Source organism: Pseudoalteromonas sp. Xi13 (genome assembly GCF_003952205.1).
Classification (GTDB): domain Bacteria; phylum Pseudomonadota; class Gammaproteobacteria; order Enterobacterales; family Alteromonadaceae; genus Pseudoalteromonas; species Pseudoalteromonas atlantica.
On the sequence record NZ_CP034439.1, the window covers coordinates 3,516,108 to 3,538,130 of the forward strand.

General features: G+C 42.3%; 19 protein-coding genes and 4 tRNA genes. 9 read left to right on the forward strand and 14 right to left on the reverse strand.

What is annotated here, in order from left to right:
* Positions 1 to 38 precede the first annotated feature (38 nt).
* Positions 39 to 1,235 carry a dipeptidase gene (locus tag EJ103_RS15900; RefSeq protein ID WP_064384669.1) on the forward strand — a complete coding sequence of 399 codons (1,197 nt, stop codon included), beginning with the start codon at positions 39 to 41 and terminating at the stop codon, positions 1,233 to 1,235.
* 353 nt (positions 1,236 to 1,588) lie between these two features.
* Here the strand turns inward: EJ103_RS15900 and tuf are convergent, their stop codons facing one another.
* The 8 genes from tuf to murB form a co-directional block, all read right to left on the reverse strand.
* Positions 1,589 to 2,773: an elongation factor Tu gene (gene tuf / locus EJ103_RS15905; RefSeq protein WP_004589660.1), complete on the reverse strand. Its 1,185-nt coding sequence runs from the start codon at positions 2,771 to 2,773 to the stop codon at positions 1,589 to 1,591.
* 135 nt (positions 2,774 to 2,908) lie between these two features.
* Positions 2,909 to 2,984: transfer RNA gene (locus EJ103_RS15910), tRNA-Thr, on the reverse strand.
* Positions 2,985 to 2,995: 11 nt separating this feature from the next.
* Positions 2,996 to 3,070, reverse strand: a tRNA-Gly gene (locus EJ103_RS15915).
* A gap of 45 nt (positions 3,071 to 3,115) precedes the next feature.
* Positions 3,116 to 3,200, reverse strand: a tRNA-Tyr gene (locus tag EJ103_RS15920).
* Positions 3,201 to 3,240: 40 nt separating this feature from the next.
* Positions 3,241 to 3,316: transfer RNA gene (locus EJ103_RS15925), tRNA-Thr, on the reverse strand.
* 111 nt (positions 3,317 to 3,427) lie between these two features.
* Positions 3,428 to 4,153 carry a type III pantothenate kinase gene (locus EJ103_RS15930; RefSeq protein WP_126008563.1) on the reverse strand — a complete coding sequence of 242 codons (726 nt, stop codon included), beginning with the start codon at positions 4,151 to 4,153 and terminating at the stop codon, positions 3,428 to 3,430.
* Entirely contained in the window at positions 4,150 to 5,142 is a 993-nt protein-coding gene (gene birA / locus EJ103_RS15935) for a bifunctional biotin--[acetyl-CoA-carboxylase] ligase/biotin operon repressor BirA (RefSeq protein WP_126008565.1), read from the reverse strand. Before birA ends, EJ103_RS15930 begins: the two co-directional genes overlap by 4 nt.
* Entirely contained in the window at positions 5,142 to 6,149 is a 1,008-nt protein-coding gene (gene murB, locus EJ103_RS15940) for a UDP-N-acetylmuramate dehydrogenase (protein ID WP_126008567.1), read from the reverse strand. Before murB ends, birA begins: the two co-directional genes overlap by 1 nt.
* A gap of 133 nt (positions 6,150 to 6,282) precedes the next feature.
* Between murB and EJ103_RS15945 the strand changes: the two genes are divergently transcribed.
* Positions 6,283 to 8,127 carry a M1 family metallopeptidase gene (locus EJ103_RS15945; protein ID WP_029774313.1) on the forward strand — a complete coding sequence of 615 codons (1,845 nt, stop codon included), beginning with the start codon at positions 6,283 to 6,285 and terminating at the stop codon, positions 8,125 to 8,127.
* Between the two features lie 169 nt (positions 8,128 to 8,296).
* Here the strand turns inward: EJ103_RS15945 and EJ103_RS15950 are convergent, their stop codons facing one another.
* Complete coding sequence (locus tag EJ103_RS15950) at positions 8,297 to 8,908, reverse strand: DUF2057 domain-containing protein (protein ID WP_126008569.1); 612 nt, start codon at positions 8,906 to 8,908, stop codon at positions 8,297 to 8,299.
* An 88-nt stretch (positions 8,909 to 8,996) separates the two neighbouring features.
* Here EJ103_RS15950 and EJ103_RS15955 point away from each other — a divergent pair, with 88 nt between their 5' ends.
* From EJ103_RS15955 to EJ103_RS15965, 3 genes are all read left to right on the forward strand, one after another.
* A complete protein-coding gene (locus EJ103_RS15955) occupies positions 8,997 to 9,368 on the forward strand; it encodes a histidine triad nucleotide-binding protein (RefSeq protein ID WP_029772877.1) in 372 nt (123 codons plus the stop codon).
* A gap of 219 nt (positions 9,369 to 9,587) precedes the next feature.
* Positions 9,588 to 10,244 carry a response regulator transcription factor gene (locus EJ103_RS15960; RefSeq protein WP_004587492.1) on the forward strand — a complete coding sequence of 219 codons (657 nt, stop codon included), beginning with the start codon at positions 9,588 to 9,590 and terminating at the stop codon, positions 10,242 to 10,244.
* Positions 10,245 to 10,360: 116 nt separating this feature from the next.
* Positions 10,361 to 12,517 (forward strand): ATP-binding protein, encoded by a 2,157-nt coding sequence (locus EJ103_RS15965; protein ID WP_126008571.1) that lies wholly within the window; start codon positions 10,361 to 10,363, stop codon positions 12,515 to 12,517.
* A gap of 28 nt (positions 12,518 to 12,545) precedes the next feature.
* On the opposite strand, the gene EJ103_RS15970 is transcribed toward EJ103_RS15965, so the two are convergent.
* The 3 genes from EJ103_RS15970 to EJ103_RS15980 all read right to left on the reverse strand — a co-directional run bounded on the left by EJ103_RS15970 (position 12,546) and on the right by EJ103_RS15980 (position 15,936).
* Complete coding sequence (locus EJ103_RS15970) at positions 12,546 to 13,964, reverse strand: mannose-1-phosphate guanylyltransferase/mannose-6-phosphate isomerase (protein ID WP_126008573.1); 1,419 nt, start codon at positions 13,962 to 13,964, stop codon at positions 12,546 to 12,548.
* A 68-nt stretch (positions 13,965 to 14,032) separates the two neighbouring features.
* A complete protein-coding gene (locus EJ103_RS15975; RefSeq protein ID WP_126008575.1) occupies positions 14,033 to 14,806 on the reverse strand; it encodes an amidohydrolase in 774 nt (257 codons plus the stop codon).
* Positions 14,794 to 15,936: a methionine aminotransferase gene (locus EJ103_RS15980; protein ID WP_126008577.1), complete on the reverse strand. Its 1,143-nt coding sequence runs from the start codon at positions 15,934 to 15,936 to the stop codon at positions 14,794 to 14,796. The genes EJ103_RS15975 and EJ103_RS15980 overlap by 13 nt, the downstream gene beginning before the upstream one ends.
* Before the next feature lie 212 nt (positions 15,937 to 16,148).
* On the opposite strand from EJ103_RS15980, the gene EJ103_RS15985 reads away from it, so the two are divergent.
* The 3 genes from EJ103_RS15985 to EJ103_RS15995 are packed head-to-tail and all read left to right on the forward strand — an operon-like array spanning position 16,149 to position 17,994.
* On the forward strand, positions 16,149 to 16,772 hold the full coding sequence (locus EJ103_RS15985; RefSeq protein ID WP_004587487.1) for a methylthioribulose 1-phosphate dehydratase: 624 nt from the start codon (positions 16,149 to 16,151) through the stop codon (positions 16,770 to 16,772).
* Complete coding sequence (gene mtnC / locus EJ103_RS15990; RefSeq protein WP_121638139.1) at positions 16,772 to 17,455, forward strand: acireductone synthase; 684 nt, start codon at positions 16,772 to 16,774, stop codon at positions 17,453 to 17,455. Before EJ103_RS15985 ends, mtnC begins: the two co-directional genes overlap by 1 nt.
* Complete coding sequence (locus EJ103_RS15995; RefSeq protein WP_126008579.1) at positions 17,452 to 17,994, forward strand: acireductone dioxygenase; 543 nt, start codon at positions 17,452 to 17,454, stop codon at positions 17,992 to 17,994. The genes mtnC and EJ103_RS15995 overlap by 4 nt, the downstream gene beginning before the upstream one ends.
* Before the next feature lie 48 nt (positions 17,995 to 18,042).
* Here the strand turns inward: EJ103_RS15995 and mtnA are convergent, their stop codons facing one another.
* On the reverse strand, positions 18,043 to 19,068 hold the full coding sequence (mtnA, locus tag EJ103_RS16000; protein WP_126008581.1) for an S-methyl-5-thioribose-1-phosphate isomerase: 1,026 nt from the start codon (positions 19,066 to 19,068) through the stop codon (positions 18,043 to 18,045).
* Positions 19,069 to 19,196: 128 nt separating this feature from the next.
* On the opposite strand from mtnA, the gene mtnK reads away from it, so the two are divergent.
* Positions 19,197 to 20,414 carry an S-methyl-5-thioribose kinase gene (gene mtnK / locus EJ103_RS16005; RefSeq protein WP_126008583.1) on the forward strand — a complete coding sequence of 406 codons (1,218 nt, stop codon included), beginning with the start codon at positions 19,197 to 19,199 and terminating at the stop codon, positions 20,412 to 20,414.
* 37 nt (positions 20,415 to 20,451) lie between these two features.
* Here mtnK and EJ103_RS16010 read toward each other — a convergent pair whose 3' ends face one another.
* On the reverse strand, positions 20,452 to 21,933 hold the full coding sequence (locus EJ103_RS16010) for an FMN-binding glutamate synthase family protein (RefSeq protein ID WP_004587481.1): 1,482 nt from the start codon (positions 21,931 to 21,933) through the stop codon (positions 20,452 to 20,454).
* Positions 21,934 to 22,023 lie beyond the last annotated feature (90 nt).

Consider the following 22,023-nt stretch of genomic DNA (forward strand, 5'->3'; position numbering starts at 1 on the left):
GAACGTACACAATGGCTTTTTACCCAAAGAGCCAAAACATGATAAAACTCAGCACTCTAGTGGTAGCCATATCACTAGCTTTAACACCACAAGCCTTTGCAGAGCAAGTAAAAAGCCCGTCAGACAAAGCAGTAAAACTAGCAAAAGACACTATTTTAATCGACACCCATATTGATGTACCTTATCGCATCCACGAAAAATGGGTTGATGTAACTAAAGCCACCGAAGGCGGCGACTTTGACTACCCTCGCGCAGTACAAGGGGGGTTAAACGCCCCTTTTATGTCGATTTATATTCCTGCTCACTTAGAATTTGAAGGCAAAGGTAAAAGCTACCAGCTAGCCAATCAAATGATTGATAGCATGGAAGCCATTGCACAGCGCGCCCCTGAAAAATTTGCTATTGCTAGCTCAACTGCAGATATAGAAGCGCAATTTGAGCAAGGTAAACTGTCAATTGCGATGGGCATGGAAAATGGCTCGCCAATTGAAGGAAAAATGGAAAACCTTCAGCACTTTTTTGACCGCGGTGTACGCTACATCACACTTGCGCACTCGCAAAGCAACCATATTTCTGACTCATCATACGATATTCGCCGTAAATGGAAAGGTTTAAGCCCATTTGGTAAAAAGCTAATTACTGAAATGAACAACGTCGGTATGCTAATTGACGTATCACATATATCAGATGATGCGTTTTATCAGGTAATGGAGCTATCTAAAACGCCGGTTATTGCTTCACACTCTTCACTGCGCAAATACACGCCAGGCTTTGAGCGTAATATGAATGATGACATGTTATTAGCGCTTAAAAAGAATGGCGGGGTTATTCAAATTAACTTTGGCTCAAGCTTTGTAACCTCTAAAGCCGGTGCGTGGTACAAAGACCTTAAAAGCACTAAAGAGACCGTTAAAAAAGAAGGCACTAAGCCAAGTAAAGACTTTGATGCAGCGTACCGCGCTAAAAACCCATTCCCGTTTGCAAGCCTTGAGCAAGTACTTGATCATATTGATCACGTTGTAGAGCTTATTGGCATTGATTACGTGGGCATTGGCTCTGACTACGATGGAGTTGGCGATTCGTTACCGATTGGCTTAAAGGATGTATCTAGCTACCCTAACCTAGTACAAGGCTTAATGGACAGAGGTTACAGCGATTCAGACATTAAAAAGATTTTAAGCGAAAATACGCTAAGGGTTTGGAAGCAAGCCGAAGCATATGCGAAAAAGCACTAGCGTGTAAGCTGTAAGCTGTAAGCTGTAAGCTGTAAGCTGTAAGCTGTAAGCTGTAAGCTGTAAGCTGTAAGCTGTAAGCTGTAAGCTGTAAGCTGTAAGCTGTAAGCTGTAAGCTGTAAGCAAGATGATATTAATATATAAACGCGGCCTTGGCCGTGTTTTTTTTTGGAAAAATTTGTAGCTTGTTAAATATTTCGGGCTTCGAAAAAATTTAGCCCAAACAAGATTATTTATATTAACGCCGAGCAGCTAAAAGCTGATAACTGAAAACTGAAAACTAAACACTTTTCTTCAGGCATTAAAAAAGGCCACCGAAGTGACCTCTTTTTAGTATTAATTAGCTAGGCTAACTATTACTCTACGATAGTTGCTACAACACCAGCACCTACAGTACGGCCACCTTCACGGATAGCGAAACGAAGACCTTCGTCCATCGCGATTGGCGCGATTAGAGTTACTGTCATCTTAACGTTATCACCAGGCATTACCATTTCTACGCCTTCTGGTAACTGTACGTCACCTGTTACGTCAGTTGTACGGAAGTAGAACTGTGGACGGTAACCTTTGAAGAAAGGAGTATGACGACCACCTTCATCTTTAGAAAGTACGTATACTTCTGAAGTGAATGTAGTGTGTGGGTTGATTGAACCAGGCTTAGCTAGTACTTGACCACGTTCAACGTCTTCACGCTTAGTACCACGTAGAAGTGCACCAATGTTCTCACCAGCACGACCTTCGTCAAGAAGCTTACGGAACATTTCAACACCAGTACAAGTAGACTTAGTAGTCTCCTTAATACCAACGATTTCAACTTCGTCGTTCACGTTGATGATACCAGCTTCAACACGACCAGTTACTACTGTACCACGGCCTTGGATTGAGAAAACGTCTTCGATAGGCATGATGAATGGCTTATCGATGTCACGCTCTGGCTCTGGGATGTAAGAATCTAGTGCTTCTGCAAGCTCAACGATCTTGTCTTCCCACTGCTTTTCGCCTTCAAGTGCTTTAAGAGCAGAACCTTGAATTAGTGGTAAGTCATCACCTGGGAAGTCGTACTCAGAAAGAAGTTCACGAACTTCCATTTCTACTAGCTCAAGTAGCTCTTCGTCGTCAACCATGTCACATTTGTTCATGAATACAACGATGTAAGGTACGCCAACCTGACGAGAAAGTAGGATGTGCTCACGCGTTTGTGGCATAGGGCCGTCAGTCGCAGCTACTACTAAGATAGCGCCGTCCATTTGAGCAGCACCAGTGATCATGTTTTTAACATAATCGGCGTGTCCAGGACAATCTACGTGTGCGTAGTGACGAGTTGGTGTATCGTACTCAACGTGAGAAGTTGAGATTGTGATACCACGCTCGCGCTCTTCTGGAGCGTTATCGATTGATGCGAAATCTTTAGCAACACCGCCGTATACTTTTGCAAGTACGTTAGTGATTGCTGCAGTTAGTGTAGTTTTACCGTGGTCAACGTGGCCGATTGTACCAACGTTTACGTGCGGTTTTACGCGTTCAAACTTTTCTTTTGCCATGACGGAACCTATCAGTTTTGTGTATCTAGATTACATATGAAAATAATCCACCAGAGGTAGATTAATTTAATTTTTTCAAATTTCAAATAGTTTTTTCTGACAGATAAAGGAAGTATTCAAGGAGATTCATATGACTGGTGCTGATAGGCAGATTTGAACTGCCGACCTCACCCTTACCAAGGGTGCGCTCTACCAACTGAGCTATATCAGCAACACCATAATTGGAGCGGGCAGCGGGAATCGAACCCGCATCATCAGCTTGGAAGGCTGAGGTAATAGCCATTATACGATGCCCGCTTTAGGAACCTGTTCTTAAACTACCTCTAACCGTCAAGAATAAAGTGGTGGAGGGAGCTGGATTCGAACCAGCGAAGGCTGAGCCGTCAGATTTACAGTCTGATCCCTTTGGCCGCTCGGGAACCCCTCCACGATAATTCTTTACTAATTCACTTTCGGTAAAAGGAAAGTGGTGCCGACTAACCGAGTCGAACGGTTGACCTACTGATTACAAGTCAGTTGCTCTACCAGCTGAGCTAAGTCGGCACTGCTTTAGTACGGGGCGAGATATTAGAGTAAGGTTTATTATGATGCAACTATAAAATTAAAAAAAATGTAATTTTTTAGCTTAAATGCTCACAATTCATGCAAAAGTGCTTAATTTTGCCGTTTTTCGTCGTTTTTACTTAGCTCATGCCAATAATTTAATCCTTTCATAACCAATAAAGAATCAAAAATACTGCCACTTATTTGTTGCTGTAACAGCAAACCGTAACCACCTGCGCACAAAATTTGTGGTTTTTGATCGCCTGTTACGTGTTTGAGTTGATATTTGGCCTGTTCAATAGCGCCTAATGTTGCCACCAGTGCGCCATTTTTTAATCCGTTGGGTGTGTTTTTACCTAGCTCGTTTAAAAAGGGGGTATTGGCATCATCAAACACGCGCTGAGTATTTTGTGTTAATGAGCGAGTCATTAAATCAAGGCCGGCCAATATCCAGCCTCCTAAGTGCTCGCCTTCGCCGCTCAGTACATCAATAGTGGTTGCAGTGCCAGCATCAACAATAATACACGCTCTGTTTGGGTAAAGCGTAAAACCTGCCACCAGTGCAAGCCAGCGATCAATACCTAAATTGCTAACCTGTTCATATGCGCAACTTAAGCCACTGAGATTTTTACTAACATGCGCCTCACAACACGGAATGCTTTTTTTGGCGGCTAATGTGAGCGCGTCATTTAATAATTCACTGTTACCTACACAAGCATACACAACCTCAGTTATTGCTTGCCACGGCACGTCGCTCATAGAAACGGGCGTTGCTTGTTGCTCGCGCCATAAGGCCGCTTTTAATGACGTATTACCTACATCTATTAGCAGTTTCATAATTCGGCCTTTCTTAACGAGATTTCGCCACCATAGTAACTTTTAACTTCGCCGTCTTGGCGAATGCGTATTCCGCCGTGCTGATCAATACCCTCACAAATACCCCGCCAGCTTCTGTGCCCCGTATTTAGCTCTACGCATTCTCCTGCAAAGGCGTTTAGGGCGTTCCACTGTGCGTACATGCTGTTTAGCCCGTCTTGCTGGTAATCTGCCAAACGCTGCTCTAAATAAAAGGTAAGCGAAGCAACTAACTGGTTTTTATCAAGCGCGGTGGTGTGTTGGCTTAAATCAGTCCATGCTTGATCAATCTGTTCGCTGGTGTTTTGCGGCATTTGTAGATTAATGCCAATACCAATGACTAGCTGACAAGGGCCTTGCGGTTGCCCATCTAGCTCAACTAATACTCCGGCTAGTTTTTGCTTATTTATATATATGTCGTTTGGCCATTTAAGTTCAATGTCTATATCGTAAAGTGCTTTTATAGCATCGTATACCGCAAGCCCTACTGCAATTGACACGCCCATAGCAGCTTGCAGGCCATCATCTAAACGCCAAAAATAACTGTAATATAAATTAGCCCCAAACGGAGATTGCCATACCCGCCCTCGCCTTCCGCGCCCAGCTTGCTGCATTTCGGCAACTACAACAGTGCCAGACTCAAGCGCGACTTTATTTTGAATACGGCGCATTAGCTCACTGTTGGTTGAATCTATAATAGGGTGTACTTCTACTTGGGCTGTATTGGCACCTAATGCATGGTAATGTTTGGTTATATCGGCTTGGTTTAGCAAACCCACCGCATTGTTTAAACTGTAACCTTTACCCGTCACTTTAAATATATCGAGCCCCATGTCTTGCAGTGTTTGAATATGCTTACTCACTGCTGCGCGGCTTATACCCAATTGCTCGCCAAGGACTTGGCCCGATACAAAGCCACCTTGGTTAAGTGCGTTTAATATAGCTAGTTTATTTCCATCTGGTGCTTTCATTACGCGTGCTCCGTAATAATATGGCATTCACTCTTTGTGTTTATAAGCCTTACTTCGTGCTCTAGCATTATGCCGTAACGTGTAAACACCGTATTTTGTATATGCGTGATCATAGTGATTAAATCGCGCCCTTTACTATCACCGTGATTAACTAATACCAGCGCCTGTTGCTGGTGCACCTCAATCCCTGCTACTGTAAAGCCCTTCAAGCCCGCTTGGTCAATTAGCCAACCTGCCGCCACTTTGTGATGGTTTTCCCCATAGGGGTAATGCGGTAAATCACCAAACCGCACAAGCAGCGCTTCTAAACGCGCATTGCTAATAATCGGATTTTTAAAAAAACTACCCGCATTGGCTAAAGTGTATGGGTTTGGCAGCTTAGCGTTACGAATTTCAATAACCTGCTCAAATACCATTTTAGGGGTGGGATTTTGCAATACTTTGAGTGGGCCATAACTTAAAACTGGCTGCCACATTTTAGGGAGCGCTAAATTAACTTGAGTGATCACCGCTTTGTTTTTTAAAGCATGTTTAAAAATAGAGTCACGATAAGCAAACTCACACTGTGCGTTAGTTAAAGTCACTTTGGTTTTTGTGGCTATATCAATGTATTCAACCGACTCTACAAATTGAGCGAGCTCAACACCATAAGCACCAATGTTTTGTACCGGCGACGCCCCAACGGTGCCCGGAATAAGCGCTAGGTTTTCAAGCCCTGCAATATCTTTATCAAGTAAATAGCTTACTAGCTTATGCCAGTTCTCGCCCGCAGCTGCACTCACTAGTACATCATTTTCACGCTCGGTAATAGTAATGCCCTTAGTGGCCATTTTAATTACGGTGCCTGCGTAGTTTTCTAAAAATATTGTGTTGCTACCTTCCCCTAATAAACAAAACGGAACACTAAAACGGTGTGCTTTAAGTTGCTCAACCGAGGTTATTTCAACAAAATGCTGGCATTGATTGTTTAGTGCAAAGGTATGTAAAGGTTTTAATGAGTGCGCCACAAAGGTCTCTGAGTGTACTGGTAACTAATCGCAGTAGTTTACCTTATTGTCGCAAAGAATGTAAAAATCACTCAACCCGCTGTATCAATCATGATATAAAACCTGCACTTATTATTAGTGTTCAGGGTATTTTATGAAAATTAAACCTCTTTTTTTAAGCCTCGCTATGGCCGGTATGTGCTCGCAAGCAATGGCAAACGCGATTGATCAAAACTCATACGCCAACCTAGATGATGTGGTAACAACACACTTAAACCTTGATTTAGATGTCGATTTTGCCGACAAGCAATTAGAAGGTTTTGTTGAGCACACGCTAAAGTGGAACAATGACACAAGTAAAAAGCTGGTACTTGATACCCGCGACTTAGACATTGATAAAGTAATGTACCAAGACACCTCGGGCGATTGGCACAAAGCTAAATTTACACTGGCAGATCGCGATGATGTTAAAGGCTCAAAACTAACAATTACTTTAAAAAGCCAAGCGCCAAAAGTACGTATTTACTACAACAGCCGCCCAGAAGCATCTGGCCTGCAATGGTTAACACCAGAGCAAACAGCCAGCAAAACGCACCCGTTTATGTACAGCCAATCGCAGGCTATTCACGCTCGTAGCTGGTTACCAGTACAAGATACCCCTGCCATGCGCGTTACTTACTCTGCCCGTATTCATACACCAAAAGATATACGTGCCGTAATGAGCGCCGATAACAAAGACGCACTATACAAAGATGGCGACTACCACTTTGAGATGCCTCAAGCTATTTCGCCGTACTTAATTGCGATTGGTGCAGGTAATTTAGAATTTAAAGCCATGTCAAAACAAACAGGTATATTTGCCGAGCCTGAAATTTTAGACGCTTCGGTTGCCGAGTTTAACGACACCCAAGCCATGATCGACAAAACCAACGAAATGTATGGTGAGTATGCATGGGGCCGTTACGATTTATTAATGTTACCGCCTAGCTTTCCGTTTGGTGGTATGGAAAACCCGCGCCTTTCATTTATTACCCCTACCGTAGTTGCTGGCGATAAAAGCTTAGTAAACCTTATTGCCCATGAGCTTGCACACTCTTGGTCTGGTAACTTAGTTACCAACGCTACGTGGGAAGATTTATGGTTAAACGAAGGTTTTACCTCGTACGTTGAAAACCGCATCATGGAAGAAGTGTTTGGCCGCGACCGCGCCGTAATGGAGCAAGCTTTAGATGCAGCAGGCTTACGCGCTCAGCTTAAAACGATTGATGCGCCCGATACTCGCCTTAATTTAAAACTTAATGGCCGCGATCCAGATGATGCATTTAGCTCAGTGCCATACACTAAAGGGCAGCTATTTTTAATCTACCTAGAAGAAAAATACGGCCGAGATAAGTTTGATGACTTTGTTAAGACCTACTTTAATGAGTTTGCATTTAAATCGCTGACCACTGCGCAATTTGTTACTTATTTAAAAGCTAACTTAATTGAAAAATATCCAGGCGTTGTAAGCATGGATAAAGTGAATGAGTGGATTTTTGAGCCAGGTTTACCAAGCGATGCACCTAACCCCACATCGGATGCGTTTGATAAAGTAGATACAGCAAGCGCAGCATGGTTAAAAGGTGAAACAAGCGCAGCACAATTACCTACGGCTCAGTGGACAGTGCACGAATGGTTACACTTTTTAAATAACCTACCACGTGATTTAAGCTTAGATAAGATGAGCGAGCTTGATAAGCAATTTAACTTAACGCAATCAACCAATGCAGAGCGCGCGTTTGCATGGTTTATGTTAGCGGTAGGTAATGGTTACCAACCTATTTACCCAGCGCTTGATAAGCACTTATCAGGTATTGGCCGCCGTAAATTAATTGTGCCGTTATACAAAGCACTTATTAAAAATGGTAAGCGCGAATGGGCACATGATGTATACATCAAAGCACGCCCAGGCTACCACCCGCTTGCACAAGGCACCATTGACGCTTTATTTGATAAATAGCCAACCTGTGCCAACCCAAAAGGTGTTTAGACCTTTAGGGTAAAACAGCAAAACCATTAAAAAAGGCCGATTTATCGGCCTTTTTTAATACTGTAATTTTCTCAAGCTAAAAACTGTAACTAAGTTCAGCGCAGTTAGCGCTTAAAATTAGTAGCTTGAGATAAGTTTATTATTCAGCGCCTTGGTTCGTTACCTTTTCTAAAAAGGCCTTTCGCTCAGCAATCGTGGCTTGCTGCCACCAAAATTCTAGCATTTGCGGTGCACTTGGCATGCCTTTGCCATTAATAGGCGCAATAGGCTTTATAGGTTGGCTTGGACGCGTTGGACCCGCTGGCACCGTATTTTGTAAAGCAGGCTTTTGACTTGCAAGCTGTGTATTTGAAATAACACTAAGCGGCTGTGCCACAGACGCGCCCTTTGCTTTTAAACTTACCTGTGGTGCCTCAGCAAATATTTTCGCTGATACCGCGTTATCGGCACGATTAAACACCATGTCGTAGTCTTTGTTATCGTCAATAGTAATATCTACCCAAAACGGTTCAGACTCTATTACCTCATGGTCGTCAAAGCCTAGCTCGTATAAATCGGTGTATTTTAATTTTAATCGATAAGAGCCTGGTTCAAGTTCAATGTCGTCAACGCGGCTAAATAGAGAGCTTTCAATCACTCTTTCGCCGACTTGTAAAGGCACTAACTCTTCAGGAAAGTGAATATTTCCGGCACTTACTGACATACTCATCAATAGTGCCGCAGCTGCAGTTATTAACATTGGTTTACGCATAAAAACTCCTTTATTTGTTTTGAGTTTGACACTGCAAACAAAATTTGTCATTAGTGACTTTAAATTCAAACCTTACACTGAAACGATTATGAGCACAGAAACATTATTTACAAAAATTATTAACCGCGAAATTCCTGCCGACATTATTTACGAAGACGACACTACCCTTGCATTTAAAGATATAAACCCGCAAGCTCCTTTTCATGTGTTAATTATTCCAAAAAAAGCAATTGCCACTATCAATGATATTAATAGCGAAAACTCACATTTAGTTGGAAATTTATACGAGGTTGCTGCTAAATTAGCCAAGCAATTTAACTTTAGTGACGATGGCTACAGAGTCGTAATGAACTGCAATAAACACGGCGGGCAAACCGTGTATCACATACATTTACATATGCTTGCAGGCAAAGAAATGGGCTGGCCTCCGTATCAAGAAGCTAAAAAATTAAAAATTTAATAATAAAAATTCACTGGAATTATTAGTATTTAGCTAGTTACAAATGTTATGGTTTATCATGTATATAAAGTGAAAAATAATTACTTATTTGCAACATTTTATGTTTAAATAATCGTAAAATCGTACTTGTTCACAAGGCGAAACCCGACTTTCTAATACAAAAGGTGTGGAAGTCGTGATAAACTTAACTAGTCAGCTTTATAAAAAGAGTATAAAAACATGAGCAGTTCAGCCTTTTTGTTATTAGATCAAGAGCCAATTAACACCATTGGCATTAACGTTTTAGAACCTTTGTTAAAAACGCAAGGCCTTGACGTAACCACGGGTACAAATATTTTAGATGTACCAGAAGGGACTCGATTACTGTTCATTGAAACATCAAGTAACGATGCATGGGGTAAACTAAAAGAACAGCTAGTTAACCTGCGCACCAAGTGCGATATCGTATTATTTAACCTAGACGAAAACCCAGAGCTCGCTAACCGCGCGCTGTTGAGCGGTATTCGTGGCGTGTTTTATACGACAGATAACGCTGATGTATTAATGAAAGGTATTCGCTTACTTTTAGAAGATCAGCTTTGGTACAGACGTGACATTATGTGTAATGCATTAAACCGCATGCTGCAGTTTAATAAAGACGCACTACACAAGCTGACCGAAGGTGACATAGAGCCAATTAAACTCACTAAACGAGAAAAAGCAATAATCTCGTTAATGAGTAAGGGTTCTAAAAACAAAGAAATTGCTGAAGATTTAAGCATCAGCCCGCACACAGTTAAAACACATTTATACAGCGCATTTAGAAAAACTAAATGTCGTAACCGTATTGAGCTACTATCTTGGGCTCAACAAAACATTCCAGACGAAATTCGTTAATCAATTTCGTAATTTAAAAACAGGCACTTATGGTGCCTGTTTTTGTTTATGCTGCATGCTTGTTAAATTAATCGCTTTTTATTACTCTATTTAAAGTACCCATTGCTGGAACCTCTATGCTCGACTCATTTACCCTCTTTTTTGCCAGCATTGCCGTTATTATTGTAATGACCCTTCTTAACTTTTTAACATGGCGTACCAACAAAAGTACCCCAGGTACTCTGCTTTATATTTTTTACCCGGTTTTATTACTAGGCGCAGTAATTGGCTTTACGCTTATTGGCAAAACGCACAACCTTATTGTGATTAGTATTGCCAGCAGTATGATGTTTGGCGCATCAATTGTGCACAGCTTGGCTATATGCCAATTTTTAGATTATCGGGGTATTGGCTTTAAGCTACTGTGCTCCTTTACCGCGTTTAGCGCAGTAATGTTGGGGTATTATTCTTTTATTGACCCTTCTTTACGCGAGCGAATTTACGTCTCGGATGTACAGCACATTGCAGAAGCCACTTTTTTGCTGTTTTTATTTATTAAATATGCCCGAAAAACCTACCCAAATGGCACCATTGTTTACATTTTAATATTAACTTTAGTTGGCCTGAGCTTTATTAGCCGCTCACTATTTATGGTTAATATTGAACAACCCCTGCTATTGCAAAGCCCATGGTTTAGCAGCTTACTGTTTTTAAATGGCGTTATTGCACCTATGTTTTATGCCGCCGGTATGGCGCTTTTGTGTAATGAACGCAGAGAAAAAAACCTTAACAAGCTGGCCGACAAAGCCCAAAAAGATTTAGAAATTAGAGGCCTGTTTTTATCAACGATTAGCCATGAAATTCGCACCCCCCTTAATGGCATATTAGGCAGCGCCCAATTGGTTATGAACCAAAGCACCGACACCCGCAATAAAGCCTATTGTGAGGCCATCATTAATTCAGCCGAGTCGTTAAATTTACTGGTTGATAAAGTGCTTGACTACGCAAGCCTAGATCAAAGTGATGAAGCACTTTACGAAGAAGACATTGAATTTAAAACCTGGTTAAACAATTTGTGTTTATTACTCAGCCCATTGGCGGAGCAAAAGCAGCTTAAGTTTGAACTGGTATGTAATATCCCTGAACAAGCCTGTTACTACTGCGATCAGCAAAAATTGAGGCAAATTATTATTAACCTTGTTGGTAACGCCATTAAGTTTACCGACCACGGTATAGTAAAAATTCAGGTTGATTTAATAAGCGACAGGCAGCTTGAGCACACCATAAAAATTAGCGTTAAAGACTCAGGCCCTGGTATCGAAAAAGACGAAATAGCCTACTTAACCGAACCCTATGTACAAAGTAGCGCCGGCAAAGAAAAAGGCGGCACCGGCCTTGGGCTTGCCATCACCAGCCGCTTACTAGAAAAGCTAGGCAGCCGTTTAGAAATAACCAGTCAACTAGGCACTGGTAGCGTATTTAGCTTTACTACCACCTTTACGCTAGGGGAACTTAGTTTGGTAGAGCAGCGACATCAAAACAAAGACTACTTAACCGGCCTTGAAGTACTGCTAGTCGAAGATTTAGATTTAAATCAAAAAATTGCCATTGAATTTATGGCCGAAGATGAGCATAAAATAAAGCTCGCCAAAGATGGCAAAAGCGCTATTGAACTGCTGCAAACGCATCATTTTGACGTTATTTTACTGGATATGAACCTGCCAGACTTTACCGGCCAAGAAGTATTAAAACGACTGCAGCGTTTGGAGCATAAAAACCAGCGCACGCCCGTACTGGCTTTTACAGCAAGCTTAAGCCCTGACGAGGTAAAAGAATACTTAGCTCTGGGAATAAAAGACATAGTAGGCAAACCAATTAAGCAGCAAAAGCTTCGCCAAGCACTGAGTGATTCACAATCCAATCAAACTACAAATATAGCTGTAGAGCTAGTAGACACCTTATACGACGAAACCGCAGCAGAAACGCTAACCAGCTCATTTAGTGAGGATGAAGTGTCGTCGATTTACAATGAATTTGTACTCTCAGCACGGACTAAACTAACCCGATGCCAAGAACTTATTGACCAGCAACCAGAGCAGTGCATTAAATTATTGCACCGCCAAGCAAGCACCGCGCTGCAATTAGGCTTTAACCGTTACGGTATTGAGCTTAAAAAAATAGAGCGCCGCTTGCTTGATAACAAACCCCATAACAACCTGCTAGATGAGGCGTTAGAGCTATGGCAGCGAAGCCTAGAACAATACTTAAAGTACGTGCGCGGGCAGTTGAGTTAATGGGCTTTTCAATTGCAGATTAAGCTGTTTACTCTCTTCCATACTTATCATCAAAACGCTCTATGTCACTTTCATCTAGTACGGTGCCAGTTTGTACTTCAATGACAATTAGCGGCTCTTTTTGATTGTTCGCTAAGCTGTGTATTTGTTTTGCTGCAATGTAGCAAGATTGGTCGTGGTTTAGAGTTAGCAATTGCTCATCAATCCGAACATCAGCAATACCCGATACCACTACCCAATGCTCTGCACGATGCTGATGGCGCTGCGTTGAAAGTTTAGCCCCGCTGTTTACGGTTATTTTTTTAACTTTAAAACCATCACCTTCAACCAAAGTGCGGTAATTGCCCCATGGCCGATACACAACCTGATGGTGATTGAGTTTATCACTTTGGCTAACCGCTAATTGCTTGAGCAATAAAGGCAGACCATCGAGCTTGTTTTTATTGGCAACGAGGGTGGCATCGTGGGTATGAATAATAGCTAAGTCGCTAACCCCAAGGGTAGCAACGCTGTGATCGTTTTCGCTTATAACGAAATTATTAGTACTATTTTGCGCGGTATGGCTGTCGTTTTCATTATTGCCATGTGCATCTTTTTTAATAAGGCTAGCCAAGGCACTAAAGCTGCCTACATCACTCCAATTAAGAGCAACAGGCAGCACTGCTACATTATTACTGCGCTCTAAAATAGCGTAATCGATAGAGTCACTTGGGCAGTTTTTAAGTGGCTCACTTACCGGCCTTGTAAACCCTAAATCGTCAGAGAAAGTAGCCGCCGCGCTAACACTGTGTGCAATTTTTGGTGCAAAGCGTTCTAGCTCATTTAAATAGGCTTGCGGTGTAAATAAAAACATCCCGCTATTCCAGCTATAACCGCCTTGAGTTAAATAATGCTCAGCGGTAGCCAAGCTTGGCTTCTCTTTAAATTCAGCCACTTTATAGCAATTGGAGCCTACTATTTTACTACCTTGCTTAATGTAGCCAAACCCAGTGTGGGGCTGTGTTGGTGTAATTGAAAACGTGACCAACATACCTTGCTGGGCTAATTCAATTGCATCGTTTAATTTAAGTGTGAGCTCAGTAAAGTTGGATATATGATGATCGGCAGGCATCACCAGTATTGGCCCTGTTATGCCTTGCTGTAAAGCGTAGTGTGCTGCCAGCGCAATGGCCGGCGCGGTATTTTTACCCTGCGGCTCTAACAAAAGTGCATGAGGAGCGGCCTGTGCACTTTGCTCAGCAGCAATAAAACGGTGCTGTTCGTTACAAACAAGTATTGGCTTTGCAAACCCCTTGCCCGATACACGCGCTAACGTACTTTGTAATAGTGAGTGTTTGTTATCAAGCAGAGGTAAAAATTGCTTAGGCATAGCTTGGCGAGACAGCGGCCATAACCGTGTGCCAATGCCGCCCGCTAAAATTACCGGTGTTATAAGGGTTGTATTCATAAAGCCGCCAATAAACATATCAGCGGCTATTTTAGCACTTTATTGGCTAGGCGCTAATGCTTAGCGATTTATACCAAGGTAAACGCGTCGGCATCTAAATAAGCAGGAAACGAGGCTTTAAAATCATCAAGCGGTGCTTTTTCAAGTGTTACGGTAAGTAACTCTTGTGTATTGTCTTTTGCTTTGGCGAGTGTATCGCCTTTAAAGTCGTACACAGCCGTGCCGCCATTATGCGCAACACCATTGCCATCGTCGCCAACACGGTTAACGGCTACTACATAACATAGGTTTTCCATAGCGCGCGCCATTAATAGCGTATCCCAAATATGACGACGAACTGCTGGCCAGTTTGCAACGTTTATCATTACATCGTAATCATTATTGTTGCGCTGAAAAACCGGAAAGCGCAAGTCGTAACATACTTGCGGCAGTAACTTAAAACCGTTAATTTCAAACGTTTTACGCGCTTGCCCTGCGACAACGTAATCGCCCTCACTGCCTAAGCGAAATAAATGACGTTTATCGTAATAATTTACCTCGCCACTTGGGGTCACCCAATAAAAGCGATTCGCTTTTTTATCGCCTTGAGCAACCAAAACCGAACCTGCAATAACAGCTTTATGTTTATGTGCTTGGGTTTTTAGCCAGCTCAGCACTTTGCCATTTTCGGGCTCTGCGCAATCAAGGTTAATAGCAAAGCCTGTGGCGAAGGTTTCGGGTAGTAAAATTAAATCAGGTTGAGCGCTCATCGCTGCTAATTTTTTATCAAACATGGCTAAATTGGCGTCTTTATCAAGCCAATGCAGCGCACTTTGAACGAGTGTAAGCGTTAAAGTTGACATAATATTTGCGCGGCCTCTATTAAGGTTTCATCGTTTTTAGCAAAACACAGTCGAATCACTTTATCATTTGAAGGTTGCTTATAAAACACACTTAAAGGAATAGCAGCAACCCCAGCTTGCTCTACTAACCAGTGGCAAAAATCCACATCATTAAGATCAGACACCTCACTGTAATCGAGCAATAAAAAGTACGTACCTTGGCTTGGTAAAATATTAAAACGGCTGTCACTTAAGTGCTGTGCCAGTAAGTCGCGCTTTTGCTGATAAAAATTACTCAGCTCATCGACATGCTCGCCTTGTTGTTCAAGCATGTCGGCCAATGCGTGTTGTGCAGGTGTAAAGCTTGAAAAAGTAACATACTGGTGTATTTTTCTAAATTCAATAGCAAGCGGTGCAGGCGCAATACAGTACCCCATTTTCCAGCCGGTACTGTGAAACGTTTTGCCAAAGCTTGATATAACAAAGCTTTTTTCACGTAGTTGCTCATCACAAAGCATGCTTAAGTGCTTATCGCCATCAAAGGTAATGTGTTCGTAAACTTCATCACTTATTACATATAAATCGTGGTCGCTTACTAACGATTTGAGCGCGTTTATATCATCGCTTTTAAGTATTTTTCCGCTTGGATTGTGTGGCGTATTAATAATTATAGCGCGCGTGTTTTTGCTCACTGCACTGCGAACCGTTTGCCAATCAATAGCATAATCGGGGGCATGGAATGCAATATGAACTGTTTTACCGCCAGCAAGCTCAATGGCGGGCTGGTAAGAGTCATAAGCGGGGTCAAACACAATGACTTCATCATCGGGGCGTACTATAGTTTGAATAGCCACAAATAATGCTTCGGTGGCGCCCGACGTTACCGTAACTTGCTCAGCTGCATCAATGTTAGCCGCGTATTTACGCGAAACTAAATTTGCTATTTGTTGCTGTAAACGGGGCACACCACTGGATGGCGAGTATTGATTAACCCCTTGCTGAACATAAAAATTTAGCTGGTTTTTCAGTAGTTCTGGCGCATCAAACTCAGGAAAACCCTGCGATAAATTTATTGCCGAATGCTGACTTGCCAAGCCACTCATTTGGCTAAATATACTAACACTTAAATTTGGTAATTTACTTTCAAACACGACAGGCCCTTAATGATGGTTTTGCGCTTAAAGCGATGCTATCATTGCTTAAAACAGAAGTATAGCCGTCTAAAATTAAATAGCTTTATATCAATTTGCTTAATTAACTGAGTTATTTTGAGGTAGCAAAAACGCAGCTCGCGTTTGGTTTAGCGCCTTAAACGCATTAAGTATTATTACGCATTGGTATTACACTCATTGGTGAGGAATGTATGCACAACAATACCGCTATTTCGCAACTTATTGAAGCCGGAAAATGGATCAGTCAAAAAGGCTGGGTTCCCGCCACCGGCGGAAATTTTTCGGCGCGCACCGCAACAGGGTATGTGGTTACCGCTAGCGGCTTTGATAAAGGTCAGCTCGGTACACACACATTCATTGAGCTTGATCATCAAGGTAATCGCACTAAAGGTGCTGGCAACCCATCGGCCGAAACGCAACTGCACCTAGGCATGTATAAGCTTATTCCGCACGCAAACGTGGTGCTGCATACTCACTCAGTAGCAGCCACCGTACTATCGCGTGTAATTAAAAGCCATGCATTAAATTTAAGCGGTTACGAAATGCAAAAGTCACTCAGTGGGGTAACCTCGCATTTAGATACGCTCAGCATTCCTATTTTTGAAAACGACCAAGACATAGACCGCTTAAGTTTGCTGCTTAGCGATCACCACTTACATACACCCATTGAACATGCAGTGTTAATTCGTGGGCATGGCGTTTATGTAGTAGGGCGTAATTACAAGCAAGCACTTCGCCACTTAGAAGGGTTAGAGTTTTTATTTAGTTGCGAGCTCGAACGGTTAAAAATAGAAGGTATTGGGGCACAGCTATAATGATAAAAGCAATTTTAACTGATATTGAAGGCACCATAACACGTATCTCATTTGTAAAAGAGGTGCTGTTTCCGTATGCAGCTAAACAACTAGCAACGTTTATGCGCTTAAACGAAAATAAAACCCATGTCGCTGAGCAAATAGCGGCTGTTAAAGCCATTATTAATGAGCCAGATGCCGATATAGAAAATGTCATTAGCGTGTTACTAAAGTGGATTGAAGAAGATAAAAAAATTACCCCTTTAAAGCAAATACAAGGGCTAATTTGGCAAACGGGCTACGAGCACGGTGATTTTAAAGGCCACCTATACGCAGATGCGTTTGAGTTTTTACAAGCTCAGCACGCTCAAGGCACCGCACTCTATGTGTATTCATCAGGCTCGGTGAGGGCGCAGCAGTTACTCTTTAAATACAGTGACTATGGCGATATACGCCCCCTGTTTAATGATTTTTTTGATACCAAAGTCGGCGCAAAGCAAGAGCAAGCCGCCTATAACACTATAGTTAACCAGCTCCCCTTTAGTGCTAACGAAATCTTGTTTTTAAGTGATGTGGCAGGTGAGCTTGATGCAGCCAAAGCCGCAGGGCTTAAAACCTTGCACTTAATACGTGATGGCCAAGCACATAGCGCGCACCCATACGTACATGACTTTAGCACAGTTAAATTGGAGCAATTTGCATGAGCCAATTAACAATTTATGCTAGCAACAATCCGAGTAATGCGCTGGTAAACACTTGTGATTTAAGCGAAATTACTCAGCAATTAGCAAAAGTAAATGTACGTTTTGAACAATGGCAAGCAACCGCACCCATTAATGAGCACACCACAAATGAGCAAATTATTGCAGCGTATAAAAATGATATAGCGCGCTTAAAAGCGCAAAATGGCTACCAAACGGTAGATGTTATTTCGCTTGCAAAAGGTAATCCTGCAGCGGCACAAATGCGAGAAAAGTTTTTATTTGAGCACACTCATAGTGAAGACGAAGTTCGCTTTTTTGTAAAAGGCCAAGGGTTATTTTGCCTACATATTGATGCCAAAATTTACCAAGTATTATGCCAGCAAGGTGACTTAATTTCGGTCCCAACTCTTACCCCACATTGGTTTGATATGGGGAGCGACCCAGAATTTACCGCCATTCGATTATTTAATAATACCGAGGGCTGGGTTGCAAAAAGCACCGAGTCTGAAATTGCGAAGCAGTTTCCGTTGCTCGCATAGCAAACGTAATACGCTCCACAAAGGGATAAGTGGAGCGATGTTTAAAAACTACTTAAGCGCTGTTAACGCCCCACTCTCTACATCACTTTTATTGTAAACACCGGTATCTAACACCCAAGCTGTTATTAGTTTTGCAGGTGTTACATCAAATGCGGGATTATACACATTGGCATTAGTGGGTGCCCACAGCGCCTCACCAAAACTGCCACTTACGCCGCGTACCTCTGCGCTATTTCGCTGCTCTATTGCTATATCGCTACCGCAAGCTGTTTGTGTATCAAGCGTAGTTAAAGGCGCGACAACATAAAAAGGAATATCATGAAAATGGGCCAATACAGCTAAATTATAAGTTCCCACTTTATTAGCAAAGTCGCCATTAGCAGCAATACGATCGGCGCCTACCACTATTTTATCTACCTTGCCTGCGGCCATTAAACTTGCTGCCATATTATCGCAAATAAGCGTATACGGTACTTGCCAGCGCTCAAGTTCGAACGCGGTTAAACGCCCGCCTTGCAACAAGGGCCGCGTTTCATCAACCCACACATGTATATTGCCGTGTTGTTGCTGCGCTTTGTAAATAACGCCTAATGCTGTACCAATACCAGCAGTCGCTAATGCGCCGGTATTACAATGGGTTAAAATATTGTCGCCGCTGTTTATAAGCTCAGCTCCGCGCGTTGCCATACGCTCACATAGGGCAATGTCTTCAATAAAAAGGCGCTCTGCGCTGCACACCACAGCAGCTACAAAATCATCGCTTTTAAGGGCCTCTCTTAATATAGCCATGCAATGCATTAAATTAACAGCGGTTGGCCTTGTGGCTTCAAGCTCATCAATTGCTTTTGCAAGCGCCGCTTGAGTTCCCCCCTGCCGCGCTAAATGAGCAACCAGCAAACTCGCACCTAAGCCTATTAATGGTGCGCCACGAATTTTTAAACTGATGATCAGCTCCTTCATCGTCTCAACACTATGGCATTCGTGCCATACCTGCTGATGAGGAAGTAAATACTGGTCAAGCACACTTAATGTGCCGTTTTCATATTTTAAACTGCTTGCGATTAGGTTTTGCATGGTGAGGCTGCTTAAATAAAATGCGTAAGGGTATTTTACATCAGTTTGAATAACTCTCAAGTTAGACTTGTAGACATCTAAACATTTAAAGGTATAGAATGCCCAAAAAGGTTATTTGAGAACTCACTATGGCTAACTATGTCGCGTTTGATGCGCAGCGCGCAATTGAATATGTAAACTCGCTAATTGACTCTAAGCAGTATGATTTTTTTAATGCTGGCGCACACTTAACTGCGTACGAATTTGGAGACGGTAACCTTAATTTAGTATTTAGAATTAGCGATGAGCACCATAACAGCATTATTTTAAAGCAAGCACTGCCTTATGCTCGTTGTGTAGGTGAATCATGGCCGCTCACGCTTGATAGAGCCCGTATAGAGGCGCAAGTGTTACTTAACCATGGCGCTATTTGCCCACAAAACACCGCTAAAGTACTGCACTATAACCAAGCTTACGCACTTACTATTTTAGAAGATTTAGGTCACTTAAAAATATTGCGCACTGCGCAAAATAACGCGGAGCAATTTCCTAAGTTAGCCGAGCACGTAGCTACGTATTTAAGCCATACCGGGTTTTATAATTCAGATTTTTACCTAACCGCCCAGCATAAAAAGGCCCTCGTACAGCAATTTACTAATCCTGAGCTTTGCCAAATTACAGAAGATTTATTTTTTAGCGATCCGTATACAGATCACGAACGCAATCACTTTGACGAGCAACTTACTACACATGTACACGCTTTGCGTGATAACACGGCACTTAAGTTAGAAGTTGCGAAATTAAAAGCTAATTTTTTATCTAACCCGCAAACATTGCTGCACGGCGATATGCACAGCGGCAGTATTTTTGTAGATACCAATACCACTAAAGTGATTGACCCCGAGTTTGGCTTTTTTGGCCCTGTTGGCTTTGATATAGGCTCTTTTATTGGCAATTTACTATTAAATTACTGCGCACAAGCAGGGCATATTGAAGAGTTTGTAGCACGGCGAAACTATCAAACGCATTTACTTAGCTGCATTGTTGAAAGCTATAATTTATTTGAGCAACAATGGTTAGCTTTAATTGCCAACCACAGCACAGATCGCACCCTTAATACCGAGGGCTACCCACAGTACTTTATGAAAACCGTATTACAAGACGCCATAGGCTATTGTGGAACAGAGCTAATTAGGCGCACCATAGGGCTCGCGCATGTGGTAGATATTGACAGCATTGAAGATGAAAATACGCGCCTTGCAGTACAAAAACAAACGCTGAGCTTAGGTGAGCAACTTATTTTAAATGCCAAAAGCTGCGACAACAAAGATGCCTTTTTTAGTTTATTAATAAGCCAGCTAAATTAAAAAAGGCGCCAAAGCGCCTTTTTTACTACCAATACCGTTATTGGTAGTTTTCGTAAATTTTATCGAGCGGCTCCGACAGCCCACTTTCTTGCACTATACGCACGTGTTTACGCCTTAATTCCCGCGCACTCGTTACACCACATGAGTGGGCAATTAAGCCAGCACCGTAATGAATATATTTATTATAATTGGCAACTCGCTGGGCTTTATCTGCAACATTTAACCCACGCTGTAGCCGCTCGTTATGGGTAGTTACACCGGTTGGGCAGGTGTCTTTATTACATTGCATAGCCTGTATACAGCCTAACGCAAACATATGACCACGAGCAGAAACAACAAAATCAGCACCCAAAGCAAGCGCCCATGCCACCTTAGAGGGCACAATTAACTTACCCGATACAATGACTTTAACCCGTCCTGTTAAGCCGTGTTTTTCAAGCATATTAACAACCAGCGGTAAGCTTTCGCGTAGCGGTAAACCTACCGAATCTAATAAGGGTTGTGGCGCTGCGCCCGTACCGCCATCGGCACTATCAATAGTGATAAAATCCGGTGCTGATTCAAGCCCGCGGTGGTTTATTTCTGCAAATAGCGTTTCTAGCCATGTGTAATCACCAATAACGGCTTTAAAGCCGGTAGGTTTGCCTGTGGCGTTTCGCACTGTGGCAATCATATCTAATATGTCGCTTGGCTTTTTGATCTCTGGGTGCCCATTTGGGCTAATTGAATCTTTACCCTCAGGGATGCCCCTTATTTTAGCAATTTCAGCATTAACCTTTTTACCAGGTAACATACCGCCTTTACCTGGTTTGGCACCTTGGCTTAATTTAAGCTCAAACATTTTTACGTTTTTATGCGCCGCAATTTCTTTAAGTTTATCAATACTTAAATTTCCAAGCTCGTCACGCACACCATATTTAGCCGTACCAATTTGAAACACCAAATCGGCTCCGCCCTCTAAGTGATAAGGGCTTAACCCGCCTTCACCAGTATTCATCCAGCAGCCGGCTAATTTTGCCCCTTTTGATAACGCTCTGACAGCCGGTTTTGAGAGCGCACCAAAGCTCATTCCCGATATATTAAACAAGGAGTTAGTGGTGTACGGCGTTTTACAATAAGGGCCTAAAGTTACATTACTTGGGTCCAGCGCCTCTTCATCTAAGGTAGGAAAAGCACAGTTCATAAACATCACTGTACCTGTTACCTCTAAGCTTTGCGTGGAGCCAAATGCAGCGGTACGATCGACATCTTTTGCAGCACGATACACCCAACTGCGCTCTGCTCGGTTAAACGGCATTTCTTCTCTATCGAGGGCAAAAAAGTACTGCCTAAAAAACTCGCCTTGGCGCTCAAAAAAGTACCTAAAGCGGCCAATAACCGGGTAATTTCGCCTAATTGCATGCTTTGTTTGAGTAATATCACGAAAATAAAAAACTATAACGGTAAGTACAATTAATCCTAATGCAACAATAAAAATACTCGCAAATACATCAATACTAAAAATAATAAAATCGCTCATCCAAGGCCCCTTGATGGCTGTTTTTAAAAATAAAAAAGGTGTTGCGTCAAAATGACACAACACCTTTCGTTGTTCAAGGTTTATACCTTT